Origin of the sequence: Vibrio sp. SCSIO 43086 (assembly GCF_051132235.1) — a bacterium.
GTDB lineage: Bacteria > Pseudomonadota > Gammaproteobacteria > Enterobacterales > Vibrionaceae > Vibrio > Vibrio diabolicus.
Map to the genome: position 1 here is coordinate 1,111,783 of NZ_CP072677.1, position 18,786 is coordinate 1,130,568.

16 protein-coding genes and 1 riboswitch are annotated in these 18,786 nt (G+C 44.8%); of the genes, 8 read left to right on the forward strand and 8 right to left on the reverse strand.

The features are described from left to right. Positions 1-78 precede the first annotated feature (78 nt). The 3 genes from glgC (at position 79) to J8Z23_RS05180 (ending at position 3,657) form a co-directional block, all read left to right on the forward strand. On the forward strand, positions 79-1,296 hold the full coding sequence (gene glgC, locus J8Z23_RS05170) for a glucose-1-phosphate adenylyltransferase (protein WP_048626184.1): 1,218 nt from the start codon (positions 79-81) through the stop codon (positions 1,294-1,296). Further along, positions 1,286-2,743: a glycogen synthase GlgA gene (gene glgA, locus J8Z23_RS05175; protein ID WP_434635193.1), complete on the forward strand. Its 1,458-nt coding sequence runs from the start codon at positions 1,286-1,288 to the stop codon at positions 2,741-2,743. Before glgC ends, glgA begins: the two co-directional genes overlap by 11 nt. Before the next feature lie 110 nt (positions 2,744-2,853). Then, on the forward strand, positions 2,854-3,657 hold the full coding sequence (locus J8Z23_RS05180; RefSeq protein ID WP_006742124.1) for an alpha/beta fold hydrolase: 804 nt from the start codon (positions 2,854-2,856) through the stop codon (positions 3,655-3,657). Between the two features lie 37 nt (positions 3,658-3,694). On the opposite strand, the gene J8Z23_RS05185 is transcribed toward J8Z23_RS05180, so the two are convergent. The 5 genes from J8Z23_RS05185 to torD all read right to left on the reverse strand — a co-directional run bounded on the left by J8Z23_RS05185 (position 3,695) and on the right by torD (position 8,039). Next, positions 3,695-4,015 (reverse strand): hypothetical protein, encoded by a 321-nt coding sequence (locus J8Z23_RS05185; protein WP_005390719.1) that lies wholly within the window; start codon positions 4,013-4,015, stop codon positions 3,695-3,697. A 20-nt stretch (positions 4,016-4,035) separates the two neighbouring features. Next, entirely contained in the window at positions 4,036-4,722 is a 687-nt protein-coding gene (locus J8Z23_RS05190; protein ID WP_046874737.1) for a TVP38/TMEM64 family protein, read from the reverse strand. Positions 4,723-4,837: 115 nt separating this feature from the next. After that, a complete protein-coding gene (locus tag J8Z23_RS05195) occupies positions 4,838-5,428 on the reverse strand; it encodes a TfoX/Sxy family DNA transformation protein (RefSeq protein WP_005390721.1) in 591 nt (196 codons plus the stop codon). A 116-nt stretch (positions 5,429-5,544) separates the two neighbouring features. Beyond that, positions 5,545-5,634: riboswitch (cyclic di-GMP riboswitch) on the reverse strand. Between the two features lie 285 nt (positions 5,635-5,919). Further along, on the reverse strand, positions 5,920-6,924 hold the full coding sequence (gene purR, locus J8Z23_RS05200; RefSeq protein WP_053807169.1) for an HTH-type transcriptional repressor PurR: 1,005 nt from the start codon (positions 6,922-6,924) through the stop codon (positions 5,920-5,922). A 467-nt stretch (positions 6,925-7,391) separates the two neighbouring features. Further along, the gene (gene torD, locus J8Z23_RS05205) at positions 7,392-8,039 is read right to left on the reverse strand and encodes a molecular chaperone TorD (protein ID WP_006742122.1); all 648 of its coding nucleotides are present in this window, start codon (positions 8,037-8,039) and stop codon (positions 7,392-7,394) included. Between the two features lie 266 nt (positions 8,040-8,305). Between torD and torR the strand changes: the two genes are divergently transcribed. Beyond that, positions 8,306-9,016 carry a two-component system response regulator TorR gene (torR, locus tag J8Z23_RS05210; RefSeq protein ID WP_005390726.1) on the forward strand — a complete coding sequence of 237 codons (711 nt, stop codon included), beginning with the start codon at positions 8,306-8,308 and terminating at the stop codon, positions 9,014-9,016. A gap of 72 nt (positions 9,017-9,088) precedes the next feature. Here the strand turns inward: torR and elyC are convergent, their stop codons facing one another. After that, a complete protein-coding gene (gene elyC, locus J8Z23_RS05215; protein ID WP_006742121.1) occupies positions 9,089-9,874 on the reverse strand; it encodes an envelope biogenesis factor ElyC in 786 nt (261 codons plus the stop codon). Between the two features lie 114 nt (positions 9,875-9,988). On the opposite strand from elyC, the gene cmoM reads away from it, so the two are divergent. The 4 genes from cmoM to mukB are packed head-to-tail and all read left to right on the forward strand — an operon-like array spanning position 9,989 to position 17,292. Further along, positions 9,989-10,780, forward strand: a complete 792-nt coding sequence (gene cmoM / locus J8Z23_RS05220; protein WP_012841987.1) for a tRNA uridine 5-oxyacetic acid(34) methyltransferase CmoM — start codon at positions 9,989-9,991, stop codon at positions 10,778-10,780. A 2-nt stretch (positions 10,781-10,782) separates the two neighbouring features. Beyond that, the gene (mukF, locus tag J8Z23_RS05225; protein ID WP_048626187.1) at positions 10,783-12,120 is read left to right on the forward strand and encodes a chromosome partition protein MukF; all 1,338 of its coding nucleotides are present in this window, start codon (positions 10,783-10,785) and stop codon (positions 12,118-12,120) included. Then, positions 12,101-12,826 carry a chromosome partition protein MukE gene (gene mukE / locus J8Z23_RS05230; RefSeq protein WP_006742118.1) on the forward strand — a complete coding sequence of 242 codons (726 nt, stop codon included), beginning with the start codon at positions 12,101-12,103 and terminating at the stop codon, positions 12,824-12,826. The genes mukF and mukE overlap by 20 nt, the downstream gene beginning before the upstream one ends. A gap of 2 nt (positions 12,827-12,828) precedes the next feature. Beyond that, positions 12,829-17,292, forward strand: a complete 4,464-nt coding sequence (gene mukB, locus J8Z23_RS05235; protein ID WP_048626528.1) for a chromosome partition protein MukB — start codon at positions 12,829-12,831, stop codon at positions 17,290-17,292. Between the two features lie 142 nt (positions 17,293-17,434). Here mukB and J8Z23_RS05240 read toward each other — a convergent pair whose 3' ends face one another. Continuing rightward, on the reverse strand, positions 17,435-17,587 hold the full coding sequence (locus J8Z23_RS05240; protein ID WP_005390736.1) for a hypothetical protein: 153 nt from the start codon (positions 17,585-17,587) through the stop codon (positions 17,435-17,437). Between the two features lie 229 nt (positions 17,588-17,816). Then, positions 17,817-18,785 (reverse strand): alpha-L-glutamate ligase-like protein, encoded by a 969-nt coding sequence (locus J8Z23_RS05245; protein WP_006742116.1) that lies wholly within the window; start codon positions 18,783-18,785, stop codon positions 17,817-17,819. Position 18,786 lies beyond the last annotated feature (1 nt).

Genomic DNA, 18,786 nt, shown 5'->3' on the forward strand with positions numbered 1-18,786 from the left:
TGTATTCGCTTGACTCCCCGAGTATGACTCATTCAAGCGAGTACCAAATCCAAGCTATAACGATATGGAGAACAACAAATGGCTGGTGTTTTGGGAATGATTCTTGCTGGCGGTGAAGGCTCTCGTTTGAGACCTTTAACAGAATCTCGTAGTAAACCTTCGGTACCGTTTGGTGGTAGCTATCGATTGATCGATTTTGCTCTAAACAATTTTGTAAATGCGGATTTAATGCGCATTTACGTCCTCACCCAATTTAAATCTCAATCTTTGTTCCATCATTTAAAAAAGGGCTGGAACATTAATGGCATCACTGACCGCTTTATCGATCCTATTCCTGCTCAAATGCGCACTGGTAAGCGTTGGTACGAAGGAACGGCAGACGCGATCTATCAAAACCTCCGTTTTATGGAACTAGAGGAACCGGATCAAGTTTGTATTTTTGGCTCTGACCATATCTATAAGATGGATATTAAACAAATGCTGAACTTCCATTCAGAAAAGCAGGCTTCTCTGACGGTATCTGCATTGCGTATGCCACTAAAAGAGGCGTCGCAATTTGGGGTTATCGAAGTGGACAGTGAAGGTCGCATGATAGGCTTTGAAGAGAAACCAGCAAACCCGAAGTCGATTCCTGGCGATCCTGATTACGCTTTAGTTTCAATGGGTAACTACGTTTTTGAAGCTCAGGTGTTATTCTCTGAGTTGGTTGAAGATGCGGATAATGAAGCTTCATCACATGATTTTGGGAAGGACATTATTCCTAAGATGTTCCCTCGAGGTGACGTGTTCGTGTATGACTTCAGTACTAACAAAATCAGCGGTGAAAGAGAAGAGGTGTACTGGCGTGACGTGGGAACCATTGATGCGTACTGGGAAGCGCACATGGATCTGCTAGAAAAAGATGCACCGTTTTCACTATATAACCGTAAATGGCCGCTGCATACTTATTATCCTCCATTGCCGCCAGCGACATTTACAGACTCTGATAATGGCCGTGTTCAGATCATCGACAGTTTGGTATGTAATGGCAGTTACGTCAGAGGCTCAAGAATAGAAAAGTCGGTGCTTGGGTTCCGCAGTAATATTGCATCTGCTTGCGATATCAGCGAATGTATCCTTCTTGGTGACGTGAAAATTGGCGAAGGCTGTGTTTTACGTCGTGTGATTGTCGATAAGGATGCCGATATTGCTCCTGGTACTCAGATTGGTGTGAATCTTCAAGAAGATAAAAAACACTTCCACGTGTCTGAGGAGGGCATTGTTGTTATTCCGAAAGGAGCTCGAGTTGGCTACTAACAACTTATCTATTCTGTTTGTAGCTTCTGAGGTCGAAGGTCTCATTAAAAGTGGTGGCTTGGCAGACGTTGCCAAGGCACTACCGGAAGCCCTTCAAAACCTACAGCAAGACGTAAGAATTACCATCCCTGCGTACAGTAGTATTGATAAACTCGCTGACGCAGAAGTTGTATTAGAAACAGAACTAACATCATGGCCGCATACGGAGTATCGAGTTCTGCGGCTCATGCTAGGTCAAAATCCTGTTTATCTGATTGATTGTCAGCCGTATTTCAATCGACCATCGATGTATGCGGAGAACAACCAAGCGTATACCGATAACGGTGAGCGCTTTGCGTTTTTTAGTGCAGCATGCCTCGACATGTTACCCAAGCTCGCCTTTCAACCTAATATCATACACGCGAACGATTGGCACACAGGTCTTGTTCCATTTTTGCTCAAGCACAGGTATGGCAATGATCCGTTTTTTGCTCATACTAAAAGTGTCATTTCTATACATAATGCGGTTTTTAAAGGCGTATTTAGTTATGAAGACGTGCAGTGCTTGCCAGAGTTTCATTGTCGAAACGTTCCCGATGCTGCGGTGAGTACAACGCATATTACTATGCTCAAAGCTGGTGTAATGAATGCCGATAAGATAAACGCTGTCAGCCCTACGTACGCAGAGGAACTCAAAACAGAGCTTGGCAGTCATGGAATGGCTTGGGAGTTTCAGCAACGCGAGCAGGACTTAGTTGGTATTTTGAACGGTTGTGATTACAGTGCTTGGAACCCGGAAACGGATACTTACTTGCCAGTTAATTACTGCGCTAACCAACAAAGTATGACGCAAGGCAAGAAAGCGTGTAAACAAGCATTACAACTGCGGCTAAATTTGCCTGAAAAAGATGTAGCCATGTTCGGTATGGTTTGTCGGTTGACCCAGCAAAAAGGTGTGCATTACTTGTTGCCTGCTTTGGCCGATTTTTTGAAGCACGATGTTCAACTAGTTGTCGTTGGGACCGGAGACCCTGTACTAGCCGCTCAGCTAGAAGAGGTTGCTGCACAGTTTTCTAGTAAATTTGTCTTCGTAGAAGCTTATGATAATGAACTTGCGCATATCGTTGAAGCGGGTTCTGATTTCTTTCTGATGCCTTCTGAGTTTGAGCCGTGTGGTTTGAATCAAATCTATAGTATGGCTTATGGGACATTACCGATAGTACGTGGTGTCGGTGGTCTAAAAGACAGCGTCAACGATTATGATGTGAACCCTTCTGAAGCGACGGGGTTTGTTTTTTTCGAACCGACACCGCAGGCATTGTTGTTAACGATGCTAAGGGCACTGTTGCTCTATGCTCAAAACGAACCTGAAGTGAATAAAGTACAGTTGCACGCGATGCAACAAGATTTTTGTTGGCAAAAGGCCGCAGAAACTTATTTGCAACTTTACAATTCGGCGTTAAATTGACTTAAAATTGTAACGAAAGGCACCGAATAAGGTGCCTTTATTATCTTGAGTAAGGGGAGTGTGGTAGGATGGCTTTTTACTCAATAGCACGACCTTTTTGATACTTGAATATGACCCAGCCGCTACTTTTTCATAAAACCTATTTGCACCCTACTAGTCATGAGTGGGTTGTATTTGTGCATGGTGCTGGCGGTAGCTCTTCTATCTGGTTCAAGCAAATCAAAGCTTACAAGCAACACTTTAACTTATTGCTGATCGATTTAAGAGGTCATGGAAAGTCAAATCAGTTACTTAAAGAGCTCATTGCCAGCCGTTATACCTTTACTGAAGTTACCCAAGATATTTTGAAAGTATTGGACCATTTAAAGATCCAATCCGCTCATTTTGTCGGTATGTCACTTGGTACCATTATTGTTCGAAACCTTGCTGAATTATCAGCGGAACGCGTGCGTTCAATGGTACTCGGTGGCGCTGTCACAAGGCTCAATACTCGTTCTCAAATATTGGTTAAATTAGGTAATTTTTGTAAGCACATTCTGCCGTACATGTGGCTCTACAAACTTTTTGCGTACATTGTTATGCCACAGAGAAGCCAGCGAGAGTCTCGCCATCTTTTTATTCGTGAGGCCAAGAAGCTTTGCCAAAAAGAATTTAAACGTTGGTTTATTCTTGCTGCTGATGTAAATCCTTTAATGAAGTATTTTAAAGATCGAGAGTTACCCATTCCCACACTCTATTTAATGGGCGACAGAGATTACATGTTTATTAAGCCTGTTAAAGAAATGGTTGCGGCGCATAAGCTTAGTGTTTTACGAGAGATCCCAAACTGTGGTCATGTTTGTAATGTTGAGCGCCCTGAAGATTTCAATCAACATTCCATCGAATTTATTAAGCAGCAAACGGTTTCTGCTTAGCGCTGAATAAATCGATTGAGTAGGAGTAGGGGAGTTATTAAGGCTCCCCTATTTGATGTCCACATTGCCAACAAGCACCAAACTGCCCCTCGTTTACCTCATGGCACTTCGGGCACTGCCAATCTTGATACTCATTTCCATCGGATTGTTTGCGGTAGGCTTGTACTATTCCTTCTGCTTTTACTTGTTGTTTGGCGTCAAAAAGCCAGACATAAGGATCGGTATCATCACTAAACGGCAGCTCTCCTTTTAAACCGAAAATACCTTCTCCGCGGACTTCACAGTAGACTTGCTCGGTTTTCAATAATTCGCACACGATATGCGCTTCTGCTGGGTTTTTAGCAATGAATATTTTCATTAAAGACGTCCACTTACTAATTATGAGTTTTGCTGACTCGGTGTTGGCCTTACTTTATTCATAACCCATTTAGTGATGATTGGAAACAGCCCCAGTAACGCAAAAGAGGCCAATACCGCAGGTGAAATAATGCCTGACAGGCTTTCAATTGTTGCTAACTGAGTACCGGCGTTTAAGTAAACTGCAGTGCCTGGCAACATACCTACTTGGCTAGTAAGGTAAAATCGACCTACAGACATTGGCGTTAAGCCCATCAACAAGTTGATAAGAAAGAAAGGGAATACCGGAATGAGACGCAAGGAAAATAGATAAAATGCACCGTCCTTTTCTACACCTTGGTTAATTGCGATTAACTTATTGCCAAACTTGTTTTGTACCCAGTCACGCAGCAAATATCGGCTGCTTAAAAATGCTAGCGTTGCACCCATAGTACTGGCGAAAGAAACCAGTAATAAGCTCGTCCAAAAACCAAATAGAGCCGCACCAAGTAATGTAACCACAGCAGCCCCAGGAATAGAAAAAGCGGTAATTGCAATGTAGGCAAAAAAGTAAATAGCTGCCGAAAAAACAAAGTTCTGATCGATGTATGTGGTCAGCGCTTCTTGTTGGGCTTTTGCATTTTCCAACGTTAAATACTGACTAAAGTTAACGCCTAAAAAGATAATGATCGCGACCAGGATTAGGCCTAATATCAGTTTCTTATTCATATTTATGATTCCAATTTGGGATATATGTAATAAGACAGAAGGAAAGTCGAAAAAATTTCACAAAAAAACCGCAGATTAGACTGCGGTTTTACAAGATAGTTTTTAAGGCCGACTTTTATTGGAGGCCATTCATCAACTCATCTCGGCGAGCTTGAGGTACAACGCTCCAATGAGTACCGTTAATAGCCCCTTCTAGTGCCCATAACAGTTCAATGTTGACGGTTGCAGAGTGCGTATCTCTTATCGCTTTATAAGCGTTAAGTGCACCTTCCTCTTCCAGTTTTTCTACTGACTCAATGCCTGCTTTTTTTAGCATGCGTTCAGTAGCCAGTCGTAAGTTAGGCAAATCTTTTAAGCGATTAGGCTTTGTAGTTGCTTGCTGTTCTTTTTCAAGCTTTGCCTTTTTCAACGATTGGTTAGCTACTTCGATTAAGCGTTCGCTAGACTCCCATAAATCGTTGGAAATTGCGTAGTACTTAGTAACGACTGGGAAGCCACGTTTTTTATAAACGTAAGGCTTTAGCCCTTGTTTCTCGAAGTCAGATGAAGTTTGTTGGTCTGCTCTTATATGAAGCTGATTATTTACAACTAGTGCAAACATTGTTTCATCAGCGAATAGTCCGAAGCCACCAAACATTGAGCGCGACTTGATATTACCAAGTGCCTCAAATAGCTTCATAGAGTCTTTGAGTATCGGTTTATCCATGTTTTGTTATCTCGGTGTAATTAATATTACGCCACCAAAAGTCAGGTCCGAGAGAGTAGCAAACATGCGCAAAAGCAATGTCATTACAGGGTAAAGTCATCGCTTGCACACTTGCCATCGGTAACCCCGCTACCTTCCATATAGTACTATGGTTCAGGCCGGAGGCTTTGCGTCCCACCCTTTCGAATGGTTTGCCCTGTGCGTGACAGAATGAGCATACTTCGTATATTGAATTAACATCACGTTTTACCCGTAAAAGTGTGATTTTGGTTCAATAAAAAGTGTCGACAAGCGCATGTTTGTGCATATTTGAGAATAAGGCGGGATGATCTCGAGGTTGTGAGGGAGTGTGATTTACCTACATATAAAACAGAGACTTAGAGATTCGGGATTTTTTGCCTAACAAACCTAAGTCAGGGAAAAGTTATTTAGAGGTAAAAAATAAGCGCCCTTTTAGAGCGCTTATTTGACATCGTTATATTTGGCGAATTTTAGTTCATTTTCTTCACGGTGTTTCGAATTACAAGCTCAGGTTGCATTTCGAAAATTCGCTTTTCGTGTTCTTTATCTTTGATTCGCTCAAGTAGGATCTCGAACGCATTTTTACCCACACGACGTTTAGGTTGGTGGATAGTTGTTAACGGTGGAGAGAAGTATTCCGCAAGCTCGATGTTGTCGTAGCCGATCACTGAAATATCATCAGGAACTTTGATACCATTTTGTTGTAGGCGGCTCATTAGGCCCAGAGCCATTGTGTCGTTAAAACAGAATACCGCTGTCGGACGTTTGTCCATTGCTGTAATTTTATCTGCGACTAATACGGCCGTATCACATTCAAAGTTACCTTCAAGGATCCAATCTTCATTTACAGCTAGGTTTGCTTCGCTCATCGCGCGACGGAAACCTGCAATGCGCTCTTGGCAAGCAAGTTTTTCAAAATGACCGCTTAGACAAGCAATATCAGTATGGCCATTGTCGATCAGATGTTTGGTTGCGATGTAGCCACCTTCTTCTGAGTTATCCATGATCTTGTCCGCTTGTGAGCTTTCTGGACCCCAATCCATGACCACTTTAGGAATGTCGGCATGACGGTCAAGCATCTCTTTAAGCTCTTCGGTTAAGTCAGAACACATCACTAGGATGCCATCAACACGTTTTTCAGCCAGCATACGGATGTAATCGCGTTGTTTTTCGTAAATCCCACCCGTATTACACAGAATCAGAGTGTAGCCTTGGCGGTAACAGTAGCTCTCAACCCCGTCAATCACTTCTGAGAAGAATAGGTTTGTTGACTGCGTTACTAACATGCCAATCGTACGAGTTGAGTTGCACTTTAGGCTGCGTGCAACCGCACTTGGCGCGTAATTCAACTCGTCCACGGCTTTCATTACTTTTTCTTGCGTTGCTTCTGCAACGAAACGCGTTTTATTGATAACGTGCGAAACTGTCGTAGTGGAAACGCCGGCTAAGCGAGCAACGTCTTTTATAGTGGCCATAAATGGTGTCCTGTATCGAGCTACTGAAATATGTCGTGTTGGATGTACCTGATGCTCTAATGGTTTTACACCCAGCAATCTAAGGTTGGCGCTAAGTGTTTCGGCAGCGGTTGGTCCAAGTACGACAAAAGGGTACGTAGCAGCATCGGTCGATGAATTTTATCTTTTTTCTATCTGATGAGAAATTGCCATCAACCTGTTAAAAAACACAAAAACCGCTATATTTCAGCGGTTTACATATAAATCATATTTAATCGTTTGCGCTCACATTTTAGCCCTATGTGGACTGACTAGCAATGTTTTCAGCAAGAGATTTGTGTATTTGAAGTCACATTTTGACTGCTAAATAACCAAGCGTCTTTGAGCTAAGTTAAGGCAAACGAATAATATACCCAACTTACTTACATTCAGTTATTTCAGGTATACAGGAAGCCCGATAGGCGGGCTCCTTAAAAAATAGGCGGCAATTATTCCCCAAGAAGGTAAGCGCTGTCTAGTTTACAAAATGCAACTAATAGTTTCGCGACGCTCGAGTAGAACCCAAATTCGTCGAATTGTTTACATTTGTCTGCAAACTGAGGTAGCCAAGACATCAACTGTTGCTGGATAAAGTCGTTTTGTTTAACGAAGGCTTCTTCCATGTGTTTTTCTTGCTCAAGTTCGTTTGAGCGGATAATCATGTTGCCGAGAAAGTCGAGTTCAACGGCTAAGTGGTCCGCAGGCTCTTTTAGATTTTCATCTACTTGAACGCCAAATTCTGCCATCAACTTTTCCATTTCCTCGGCTGGCTTGTCATTCAGCAAACCTGATTCACCGATGTACATCGATGCGTAAGGAAGAGCGCCGTATTTTTCTGTCTTCAAAAACAGTTCACAAAAGTCAGCAGCAAGCTCCAATTGAGCGTCTTCACGATCTTGCAATCGGTTTAGCGCATCAACGAGGCTATCAACAGCTGGTTTCAGCGACTCATTTTCACCTAAACCTGCTAGAAAACTGCGAATTTCAACACTGTGGTAGGCTTCCAGCTCTTTCTCTGTTAGTTCTTTTGCGAACAAGCTCGAAAACCACCAGTAAATTTCAGCGCGTTTTTCATTAAAAGCTTTCACTTCTTGCATTTTGGGCTCCTGAATGATGCTTCAAGTTGTGCATCACAAAGTCAATTAGGGATATCCCCTAAGTGTAATCAATTAAAATGAATAGCAGTAACTATAATTATTATGTTTTATGGTCAAAAATTAACGTTTATTAATAGCGATGGGTAAGCTTGTTTTGAATCAATAAAAACGCTAAATCTTGCTTTTTAATGTATCTATGACTAGAAATGTTACTAGTTATGAATAGAATACGTCTTGGATAATAAGAAGACAGAAAAGTGGTGTAAATGAGCTATCACGTATTAGTCGTAGAAGATGATGTTGTAACTCGTAGTAAGCTTGCGGGATATTTCCAAAATGAGGGTTACCAAGTCAGCGAAGCAGAGAGTGGCGCAGAAATGCGTGAGGTCCTGCAAGCGGGCGATGTAGACCTGATCATGCTGGATATCAACCTGCCGGGTGAAGACGGCCTGATGCTTACTCGTGAATTACGTAGCCAATCGGATATTGGTATCATATTAGTAACAGGACGCACGGATAGCATTGATAAAATCGTAGGCCTAGAAATGGGCGCTGACGATTATGTTACAAAACCTTTTGAACTGAGGGAATTGTTGGTTCGCGTTAAAAACTTGCTGTGGCGTATTTCAGCAGCGCGTAGCGGTAGCGCGAAAGCGAACGAAACCAGTGAAGAACATATTGTACGTTTTGGAGAGTGGACATTCGACATTCAACGTCGTGCGCTGAGCCGTAACGGCGAACCCGTAAAATTGACCAAAGCAGAATACGAACTTTTGGTGGCGTTATCGTCTTACCCTAACCAGGTGTTAAGTCGCGAGCGTATTTTGAATATGATCAGCCACCGAGTTGATGCTCCCAATGATCGTACTATTGATGTTCTTATTCGACGTATGCGCGCAAAAATGGAGTTTGATCCAAAGAACCCGCAAATTTTTGTGACGGTGCACGGCGAAGGCTATATGTTTGCTGGTGATTAAACTGAACAAACCTAAGTCTTAAAAAGAAAAAGGAGAGCTTCGGCTCTCCTTTTTTGTGGTTTCAAGATAGTACTACTTTGCTTCAACCATTGGTGTTTGGCCGACAGTATCACGCAATCTTTGCCAAATGCTGCCCAAGTACTCATGCCAATAAAGCTCCGTTTGTTCTAAGTAACGCGCTTTAGGTGAGTATTTATCCCAAGGTTGACTGATTTCGCTAATAGCTAAGAAGTTGGTCGGGGCTGGGATTGGTTTAATGCCTGCTGCGTTGAACTCATACAATGCACGGCTCATGTGGCTCGCAGAAGTGACTAACACAATCTCCTTTTGTTGAACGAATGCAGCCGCTTGACGCGCCTCTTCCCACGTATCTTTCGCATCTTCTAATAAAATGATATCGGATTTCGCGACTCCCAACGCAAGGGCAACGTTCGCCATCATTCTCGCATGGCTAATTTCAGAACCGCCAGCATAGCCAGACAAAATTAATTTAGCACCTGGATACATTCTTAAAATACGAATGCCTTCAGTTAAGCGCATTAATGCTGCACGGCTTAACTGCGAGGTGGGTGGAATTTCGTCATCGATAACATGACCATTCCCTAAAACCATCACGTAGTCGATGGTGCCAGAAACTGGCAAAAAGGCTTTATGCTCTCGCTCTAATGGCATAAGAAGCTTGGTTGAAACAGGTTGGAAGGCAACAAGAAAAATGCCAACAAAAGAGAATAGAACAACGAAGCAGCCAGTTTTACGTTTTGTGGTAAAACTAATGAGAGCAAGACCCAACAAGCCTATCAGCAGCAATGCCGGAAGTGGCATAAGCAAGGCTGACACTACTTTTTTCAGCTCAAACATACATAAATAGTCCGAAAAAACATCAATTGATAATAAAAATGAGGGTACCCCTCTTTATTCCTGCTTTCCTTGTGCCAGAATAGCGGCACAATCCGTTATGATAACTCAGCAGAAGTGACAGAAGACCGCAATTTCGACGATATCGCCCACAAATTTGCAAAAAATATTTACGGCTCCGACAAAGGGGAGATCCGCCAAATCATTGTGTGGGAAGATTTTCTACAGATTCTAAGTGAATTAGATGCTGACCAGCAACCCCTAGAGGTGTTGGATGCTGGTGGTGGTTTGGCACAAATGTCGCAAAAGCTTGCTAAGCTCGGACATCGAATCGCTTTATGTGATCTATCTTCGGAAATGCTGCAGTTGGCTAAGCAGGATATTGAAAAAAACGGTTTGCTTGAGCAGTATCGCCTGATTCATTCGCCTGTCCAATCCATTGGTGAGCATATGGATGAACAGGTGGATCTTGTTATGTTTCACGCCGTCATGGAGTGGTTGGTCGATCCTAAGGCCGCACTTGAAACGGTACTAGAACAAGTAAAACCGGGAGGCATCGCATCAGTGATGTTCTATAACCACCATGGTTTAGTCTATAAAAACGTGGTTTGTGGCAACATTCCTCATATATTAGACGGCATGCCTCACCGAAAAAGATTTAAACTACAGCCGCAAAAAGGCTTAAAACCTGAAGAAGTCTACCAATGGATAGAAGATTCAGGCTTTAGTATTTGTGGTAAATCTGGTATCCGCTCATTTAGTGATTACATAGGCAATATGCAATACATGGGCGATTACGAGTTTGAAGATGTGTTGGCGCTAGAAAAACAACTTTGTCGACAAGAGCCATACCTCTCATTAGGCCGCTACATTCATGTGTGGGCTAAAAAGAACGATAAACAGGAATAACAATGAGTGAGATGACTCTCAATGCTGCAGAGCAACCAATCGATGAGTTGGTTGGCTGGGTTAAGCAGCACGATTTCTCGTTGAACCTGACCACAGAGCGATTGGCATTCTTGATAGCCATTGCCGTACTGAGTAATGAAAGGTTCGATGAAGAATTGGGTGAAGGTGAATTGCATGATGCGTTTGCCATCGTCACTCGATTATTTGATGAGACTGGCGAAGCCTCCGCTTTTCGTGCGAACAACGCCATCAACGAGATGGTCAAGCAGCGCCTTATTAGCCGTTTTGTCAGTGAGATTACCGACGGAGCGAGCATTTACCGCTTGTCGCCTTTAGCGATAGGAATTACCGATTACTATGTGCGTCATCGTGAGTTCTCGAAACTGCGCCTTTCTATTCAACTGTCTATGGTGGCAGATGAAATGGCGAAAGCGATTGAGGCAGCACAAAAAGGTGGCACACCGGGCCACTGGAAGAAAAACGTATACGGAGTTTTAAAATATTCTGTAGGCGAGATCTTCGATCAAATCGATCTTAACCAACGTGTGATGGATGAGCAGCAACAGTCTGTAAAACAACAGATTGCTGATCTGCTTAACAAAGACTGGCGTGAAGCGATCAACAACTGTGAAGCGCTACTGTCAGAAACGTCGAGCACGTTGCGTGAACTTCAAGATACGCTGCAAGCCGCCAGTGATGAACTGCAAACTCAGATCCTAGATATTCAAGAAATTGTTTACGGCGATCCTGAGCTAGAGTTCATCGAAGAAGCGTTGTTTGGTCTGCAAATGAAGCTGGACCGAATCACAAGCTGGGGCCAGCAAGCGATCGACCTTTGGATTGGCTACGACCGACATGTGCACAAGTTCATCCGTACTGCAATTGATATGGATAAGAACCGTGCGTTTAGCTCGCGTCTGCGTCAATCCGTCAAAGATTACTTCGATGCGCCTTGGTATCTGACTTATGCAGATGCGGAAAGGCTTTCTGACCTTCGTGATGAGGCTCTAGTACTGCGTGATGACGAGGTAACGGGTCAAGTTCCGATGGAAGTAGAATACGAAGAGTTTCAACAAGTCAATGATGAGTTGTCTGAACGAATTGGTGACATGCTAAAAGCGCATAAAGATCAAGGCACGCCAATCGACTTGAGTGTGGTATTGCGAGATTACCTTGCACAGCATCCTTACACTCATCATTTTGATTTAGCTCGCATTATCGTTGATCAAGCCGTACGTCTGGGGTATTCAGAATCGGATTACCAAGCGATTCAACCGGACTGGAAAGCAATCAACGAATTTGGGGCAAAGGTACAAGCGAATGTCATCGACCGATACTAATGAATACATGTCAGATAAACTGGCAAAAGCAATTTCTAACCCTCTGTTCCCAGCGCTAGACAGCATGCTTCGAGCAGGGCGTCATATCTCAAGTGAAGATCTGGATAACCACGCGTTGTTATCGGACTTCGAACTTGAGCTTTCTTCTTTCTACCAACGCTACAACACTGAATTGGTAAAAGCGCCAGAAGGTTTCTTCTATCTTCGTCCTCGTTCAACGTCTCTGATTGGCCGCAGTGTGCTTTCTGAGCTGGATATGCTGGTGGGTAAGGTACTGTGTTTCCTTTACCTAAGCCCAGAGCGTCTTGCGCACGAAGGTATCTTCACTAACCAAGAGCTGTACGACGAACTGCTTGCACTAGCAGATGAAAATAAGCTGATGAAGCTAGTGACGAACCGTGCTACCGGTTCTGACCTTGATAAAGAAAAGCTGTTTGAAAAAGTACGTACGTCACTTCGTCGTCTGCGTCGTCTAGGCATGATCATCAACATCGGTGAAACCGGTAAATTCAGCATCAGTGAAGCGGTATTCCGCTTTGGTGCCGATGTACGTATTGGCGATGATATGCGTGAAGCGCAGCTACGCCTGATCCGTGATGGTGAAGCGGTAGTGCACACCAAAGAGCCAAGCCAAGGCAGCCTATTGTCTGAAGAAGATCAAGACGACCAAGCCCAAGAAGAAACAACAGAAGAGGGTGAAGCATGAGCATGATTGAACGCGGTAAATACCAATCGCTGACCATGGTCAACTGGAACGGCTTCTTTGCCCGTACTTTTGACATCGATGGTCTGGTCACCACGCTATCAGGTGGTAACGGTGCAGGTAAATCAACCACAATGGCGGCGTTCATCACCGCATTGATTCCTGACCAAACGCTACTGCACTTCCGTAACACAACCGAAGCGGGCAGCAGCCAATCGTCTCGCGACAAAGGTTTGTACGGTAAGCTACAACCGGGCGCGTGTTACGCGGCGCTGGACGTGGTGAACTCACGTAACCAACGCCTATTGTTTGCAGTAAAACTGCAGCAAGTTGCGGGTCGTGATAAGAAAGTAGACATCAAACCGTTTGTTATTCAAGGCCTTCCAAGCCATGTAAAACCAACAGATATTTTGGTTGAAAGCGTATCTGCGACTCAAGCTCGTGTACGTCAAATCAACGAAGTAAAAGAATCGATCGCGGAATTTGAAGGCGTTCAGTTCAAAGCGTTCTCTTCTATCGTGGATTACCACGCACAAATGTTTGAATTCGGTGTGATTCCGAAGAAACTGCGTAACTCTGGTGACCGCTCTAAATTCTACCGCCTGATCGAAGCATCGCTTTACGGTGGTATTTCAAGTGCGATTACGCGCTCGCTACGTGACTACCTTCTGCCACAAAACGGCGGCGTGAAGAAAGCGTTCCAAGATATGGAATCGGCGCTGCGTGAAAACCGCATGACGCTAGAAGCGATCAAAACTACGCAAGCAGACCGTGACTTGTTCAAACACTTGATTACAGAGTCGACCAACTATGTGGCAGCTGACTATATGCGCCATGCCAACGAGCGTCGTAAAAAACTAGAACAGACATTGTCTTTGCGTTCAGAGTTATTTGGTTCTCGCGAGACCTTGATTGAGCAAAACAATCTGCTTAACCGCGTTCAAGAAGAGCTGGAACTGCTGATCGAGTCAGAATCTTCTTTAGAGCAAGACTACCAAGCGGCTTCTGATCACTTGCAACTGGTGCAAAACGCGCTGCGTCAGCAAGAGAAGATCGAACGCTACCAAGAAGATCTTGAAGAGCTGAGCGAGCGTCTTGAAGAACAAATGATGGTAGTGGAAGAAGCGCAAGAACGCGTGATGATGGCTGAAGAGCAAGCTACCGTTGCAGAAGAAGAGGTGGATAGCCTTAAGACGCAACTTGCTGATTACCAGCAAGCTCTTGACGTTCAGCAAACTCGCGCCCTTCAATATCAACAAGCAGTTCAAGCGCTGGAGAAAGCGAAGCAGCTACTTGGCGATGACAGCCTAACGGCAGAATCCGCACAAGCGTTAGTGGCGGAGCTTAAAAACAAAGAGTCAGAAAATACCAATACGTTGTTGTCTGTGAAACATAAGCTCGATATGTCATCAGCTGCGGCAGAGCAGTTTGATACTGCATTGAAGCTTGTACAGAGCATCGTTGGCCCTGTTGAGCGCAAAGAAGCCTCTGAGCACGCAAAATCGGCAATCGCTAAAGCTCGAGAATCACAGCAAATTGCACAAAACGAACAGCAATGGCGAGCACAACACCGTGATCTCGAACGCAGCCTTAACCAGCAGCGTCAAGCACGTGAACTGGTTGCTGAATACAAAAAGCAATATCACGTCGAGCTAACCGATGAAGTTACGTTTGAACAAGAACGTGAACGTCATGCGATGCAAATCGAATCACTAGAGATAGCTCAAGAGGAAGTTCGTGATCAGCGTGGTGAACAGCGCCGTCTAGAGCAAAACGCGGCGGCAGAAATCAGTAAGTTTGAAGCGATAGCGCCAGCTTGGATTGCGGCGAACGATGCGCTAGAGAAACTGAGAGAGCAGAGCGGGGCAGACCTTGAGGATCGCCATGCGGTAATGAACCACATGCAGGTTGTTCTTGAGCAAGAAAGGGAGCTGTCCTTAGCTAAAGATAAACTTGCTGAGCGTCGCAGTCAGCTTGACACTGAGATTGAACGTCTTGCTTCTCCTGGTGGTTCAAACGACCCTCGCCTGAAAGGTTTGGCTGATACTTTAGGCGGTGTATTACTGTCTGAGATCTACGATGACATCACGATTGATGATGCGCCTTACTTCAGTGCGATGTACGGTCCGGCTCGTCACGCTATCGTTGTTTCTGACCTGTCAGGTATCGAAGAGAAACTGGTAGAGCTAGACGACTGTCCAGAGGACTTGTACATCATTGAAGGTGACATCGATGCCTTTGATGACAGCTCATTCGATGCAGAAGAGTTAGAGGGTGCGGTTTGTGTTCGCATGAACGATCGCCAAATGCGTTACTCTCGCTTGCCTGAGATCCCATTGTTTGGTCGTGCAGCACGTGAGCAGCGTCTTGAGTTGCTGCGTAACGAACGAGAAGAAGTGGTAGAGAAACACGCAAAAGCGGCGTTTGATTCTCAGAAAATGCAGCGTTTGTACCAAGCATTTAACCAATTTGTGTCTAACCATATTCAAGTTGCTTTTGACGCCGATCCAGAACAAGCACTCGCAACCATTCGTGATAAGCGTAACCAAATCGCTCGCGTGCTGGCGGATCTGGATGCAAAAGAGCAGCAGCAACGCTCTCAGCTTCAAACTAGTAAGCAAGCACTGTCTTCTCTGGACAAGTTATCATCACACATGGTGCTTGTTGAAGATGAATCATTGCAAGCGCGTTTTGATGAGCTAGAAGAGAAAATCGCTCAGCTTGCAGAGGCGAAAAACTTCTTAAACAACCATGCAAAAGCCGTCGCGCAACTAGAGAATATTGCGTCTGCGCTTGATGCTGACCCAGAGCAATTTGATGCACTAGAAGCAGAATACAAAGCGGCAGATGAACAGTTACAAGATCTTAAGAAGCAAATCTTTGCACTCTCGGATCTGGTTGAACGTCGTCACTACTTCGCTTACTCAGATTCAGTAGACCTATTGAACAAGAGCAGCGAACTGAGCGAGCAGCTAAAAGCGAAGTTGGTTCAAGCTGAACAGACTCGTACTCGTTCTCGTGAAGAGTTGAAGCAAGCACAAGGACAAATGAACCAATACAACCAAGTATTGGCGTCTTTGAAGAGTTCGCATCAAGCTAAGCAAGAAACCGTACAAGAGTTCAAACAAGAGCTGCAAGAGTATGGCGTAAATGCCGACGAAGGTGCGGAAGAGCGTGCAATGCGCCGTCGTGACGAGCTGCACGAACGCTTACATACTTCACGTAGTCGTAAGAGTGAATACGAGCGCACGATAACGTCGACCGAGCTTGAGATGAAAGGCTTAGCGAAACGTCTGAAGAAAGTGCAGAAAGAATACGCAGAGCTGCGCAAATTTGTCGTTGCAGCGAAAGCGGGTTGGTGTTCAGTACTTCGCTTAGCGCGTGAAAACGATGTTGAGCGTCGTCTACACAAACGTGAACTGGCGTATATGTCGGCAGATGAATTGCGTTCCATGTCGGATAAATCATTGGGTGCGCTGCGTCTTGCTGTTGCAAACAATGATGACTTGCGTGATGCACTCCGTTTGTCTGAAGACAACGCTCGCCCAGAGCGTAAAGTTCTGTTCTACATTGCGGTATACCAACACCTTCGTGAGCGTATTCGTCAGGATATCATCCGTACTGATGACCCAGTTGAAGCAATCGAAGAGATGGAAGTGGAACTGGCGCGTCTAACGGAAGAGCTAACGCAACGTGAAAACCGCCTAGCGATCAGCTCTGAGTCGGTAGCGAGCATCATCAAGAAGACGATTCAGCGTGAGCAAAACCGTATTCGTATGCTGAACCAAGGCTTGTCGAACATCTCGTTCGGTCAGGTCAAGGGCGTACGTCTAAACGTGAAAATTCGCGAAAGTCACGAAGTGCTACTGAACGGTCTAGCGACACAACAAGAGCAGCATAAAGATCTGTTCGAATCGACTCGCTTTACCTTCTCTGAAGCAATGGCGAAACTGTTCCAACGTGTGAACCCACATATCGATATGGGTCAACGTTCTCCTCAGGTTCTGGGTGAAGAGCTACTGGATTACCGTAACTACCTAGAGCTAAGTGTAGAAGTGAACCGTGGTACAGATGGCTGGCTACAGGCTGAGTCTGGCGCACTATCGACAGGTGAAGCGATCGGTACCGGTCAGTCAATCCTACTGATGGTAGTGCAAAGCTGGGAAGAAGAGTCTCGTCGTCTACGCAGCAAAGACATTGTGCCTTGTCGTTTACTCTTCTTGGATGAAGCAGCGCGTCTGGATGCGAAATCGATCGCGACATTGTTCGAATTGTGTGACCGTCTGGATATGCAGCTTCTTATCGCGGCACCAGAAAACATCAGCCCAGAGAAAGGTACTACCTACAAGTTGGTGCGTAAGGTGTTTAAAGACCATGAGCACGTACACGTAGTTGGTCTACGAGGTTTTGGTCAAACGGATAAGCCTAAGACCGAAGCGCAAGAGATGATCGAAGAGTTTGAATCGTAAACTCCAAATCTAGTGAAACGCCCGCATTTATTGCGGGCGTTTTTGTATTTGTTAGCTGGAGGCTTCAAAGCGTATAAAATAAGCCGAGACTGTAGGACGACAGTCTCGGCTTATTAATAGAACTTAGCGGGGAGGCTAAGTTTTATTCCTCTGAAATATCGTCTCTGATATCGATCATTTCAGCAAGCTCTTCAAGTGCTTGGACAGAAAGCTCAGACAAGCGTTGTAAATGCTGGTCTAAGCTCTCTTGTTCTTCAAGCTCTGGTTCATCGTTATCTGTTTCTTTTGTTAGCATTTCTCAACCTCTCAAGTTGAGTAAGGGGAGACCTCATCATACTCAAAAGTTAAAGGAGAAAAGAAACGATCTATGTTGATTCTGTTAGCTCGATCATTGATTCAAGTTATAGGTGAGATGGGTTTGTTTAATAAGATGAGTAGGTAGACGGTTGTAGACGGTTTTGGAAACGGAAACAAAAACGCCAGCAATCCGAACAATTACTGGCGAATGATATTGTGATTGGCGATTAGAACTGTGGTTTTACCCCAAACTGCTCTGCTGCGTAGGCGACACGTTCAATCGGCTTTGGATACTCGGCAGGTGTGCCGAGGCTCTCTATGTGTTTCAAACGAGGAAGCAAGCCTGCACCATTGGCGATTTGGATTGCCAAGCCAGGACGAGCGTTGAGCTCTAAAACCATAGGTCCTTCCTCTTTATCCAGCACCATATCCGTACCCATGTATCCCAACCCTGTCATCTCCCACGCACTAGACGCCAGTTCCAGCAAGCGCTCCCAATGCGGGACTTGGAGGGTAGAAAGGTCTTTGCCGGTATCCGGATGGTGGGTGACTGGATGGTCGAATTGCACCGCTCGGATTGCTTTACCTGTGGCGATATCAATGCCCACGCCCACAGCGCCTTGGTGGAGGTTTGCTTTACCGTCCGACGCCGCCGTAGAACAGCGCATCATTGCCATAACAGGGTAGCCTTTAAATACGATGATTCGAACATCAGGCACGCCTTCATAACTGAAGCCATCGAAACAATCATCAAACTTAATCAGGTTCTCAACGACTGCGACGTCGTTTTTACCACCAAGAGAGAAAAGGCCAGCAAGCGCATTACTGATATGACGTTCAACTTCATCCTTACCAATTGTAGAGCCGGAAGGTTTGGTATAGACCCCATCTTTATGCGAGGTAATAACCAAAATACCCTTACCACCACTACCTTGAGCGGGCTTGATAACAAAACCAGGCCAATCTTGCACCATTCTATGGATTGTCTTTACTTCTGCTTGGTTATGAATAACGCCGATCAGGGCAGGGACTGTCGCCCCTGCTGCCTGCGCAATGATTTTAGTCTTGAGCTTGTCATCAACTAATGGGTACTTAGAACGATCATTGTAACGGCCGATATAACTGTGGTTACGTTTGTTCATCCCCATAATGCCTTTATGGCGAAGCTTAGCTGGCGAAGTAAAACTTTCGAACATC

Excerpts from the sequence above, each read along its gene's own strand:
- torR (WP_005390726.1), top strand. The coding sequence starts at position 8,306 with ATGAGCTATCACGTATTAGTCGTAGAAGATGATGTTGTAACTCGTAGT.
- J8Z23_RS05240 (WP_005390736.1), bottom strand. The coding sequence starts at position 17,587 with ATGCTAACAAAAGAAACAGATAACGATGAACCAGAGCTTGAAGAACAA.
- J8Z23_RS05195 (WP_005390721.1), bottom strand. The coding sequence starts at position 5,428 with ATGGATAAACCGATACTCAAAGACTCTATGAAGCTATTTGAGGCACTT.
- mukF (WP_048626187.1), top strand. The coding sequence starts at position 10,783 with ATGAGTGAGATGACTCTCAATGCTGCAGAGCAACCAATCGATGAGTTG.
- glgC (WP_048626184.1), top strand. The coding sequence starts at position 79 with ATGGCTGGTGTTTTGGGAATGATTCTTGCTGGCGGTGAAGGCTCTCGT.
- J8Z23_RS05185 (WP_005390719.1), bottom strand. The coding sequence starts at position 4,015 with ATGAAAATATTCATTGCTAAAAACCCAGCAGAAGCGCATATCGTGTGC.
- J8Z23_RS05245 (WP_006742116.1), bottom strand. The coding sequence starts at position 18,785 with ATGTTCGAAAGTTTTACTTCGCCAGCTAAGCTTCGCCATAAAGGCATT.
- J8Z23_RS05190 (WP_046874737.1), bottom strand. The coding sequence starts at position 4,722 with ATGAATAAGAAACTGATATTAGGCCTAATCCTGGTCGCGATCATTATC.
- elyC (WP_006742121.1), bottom strand. The coding sequence starts at position 9,874 with ATGTTTGAGCTGAAAAAAGTAGTGTCAGCCTTGCTTATGCCACTTCCG.
- purR (WP_053807169.1), bottom strand. The coding sequence starts at position 6,924 with ATGGCCACTATAAAAGACGTTGCTCGCTTAGCCGGCGTTTCCACTACG.
- J8Z23_RS05180 (WP_006742124.1), top strand. The coding sequence starts at position 2,854 with ATGACCCAGCCGCTACTTTTTCATAAAACCTATTTGCACCCTACTAGT.
- torD (WP_006742122.1), bottom strand. The coding sequence starts at position 8,039 with ATGCAAGAAGTGAAAGCTTTTAATGAAAAACGCGCTGAAATTTACTGG.
- mukB (WP_048626528.1), top strand. The coding sequence starts at position 12,829 with ATGATTGAACGCGGTAAATACCAATCGCTGACCATGGTCAACTGGAAC.
- mukE (WP_006742118.1), top strand. The coding sequence starts at position 12,101 with ATGTCATCGACCGATACTAATGAATACATGTCAGATAAACTGGCAAAA.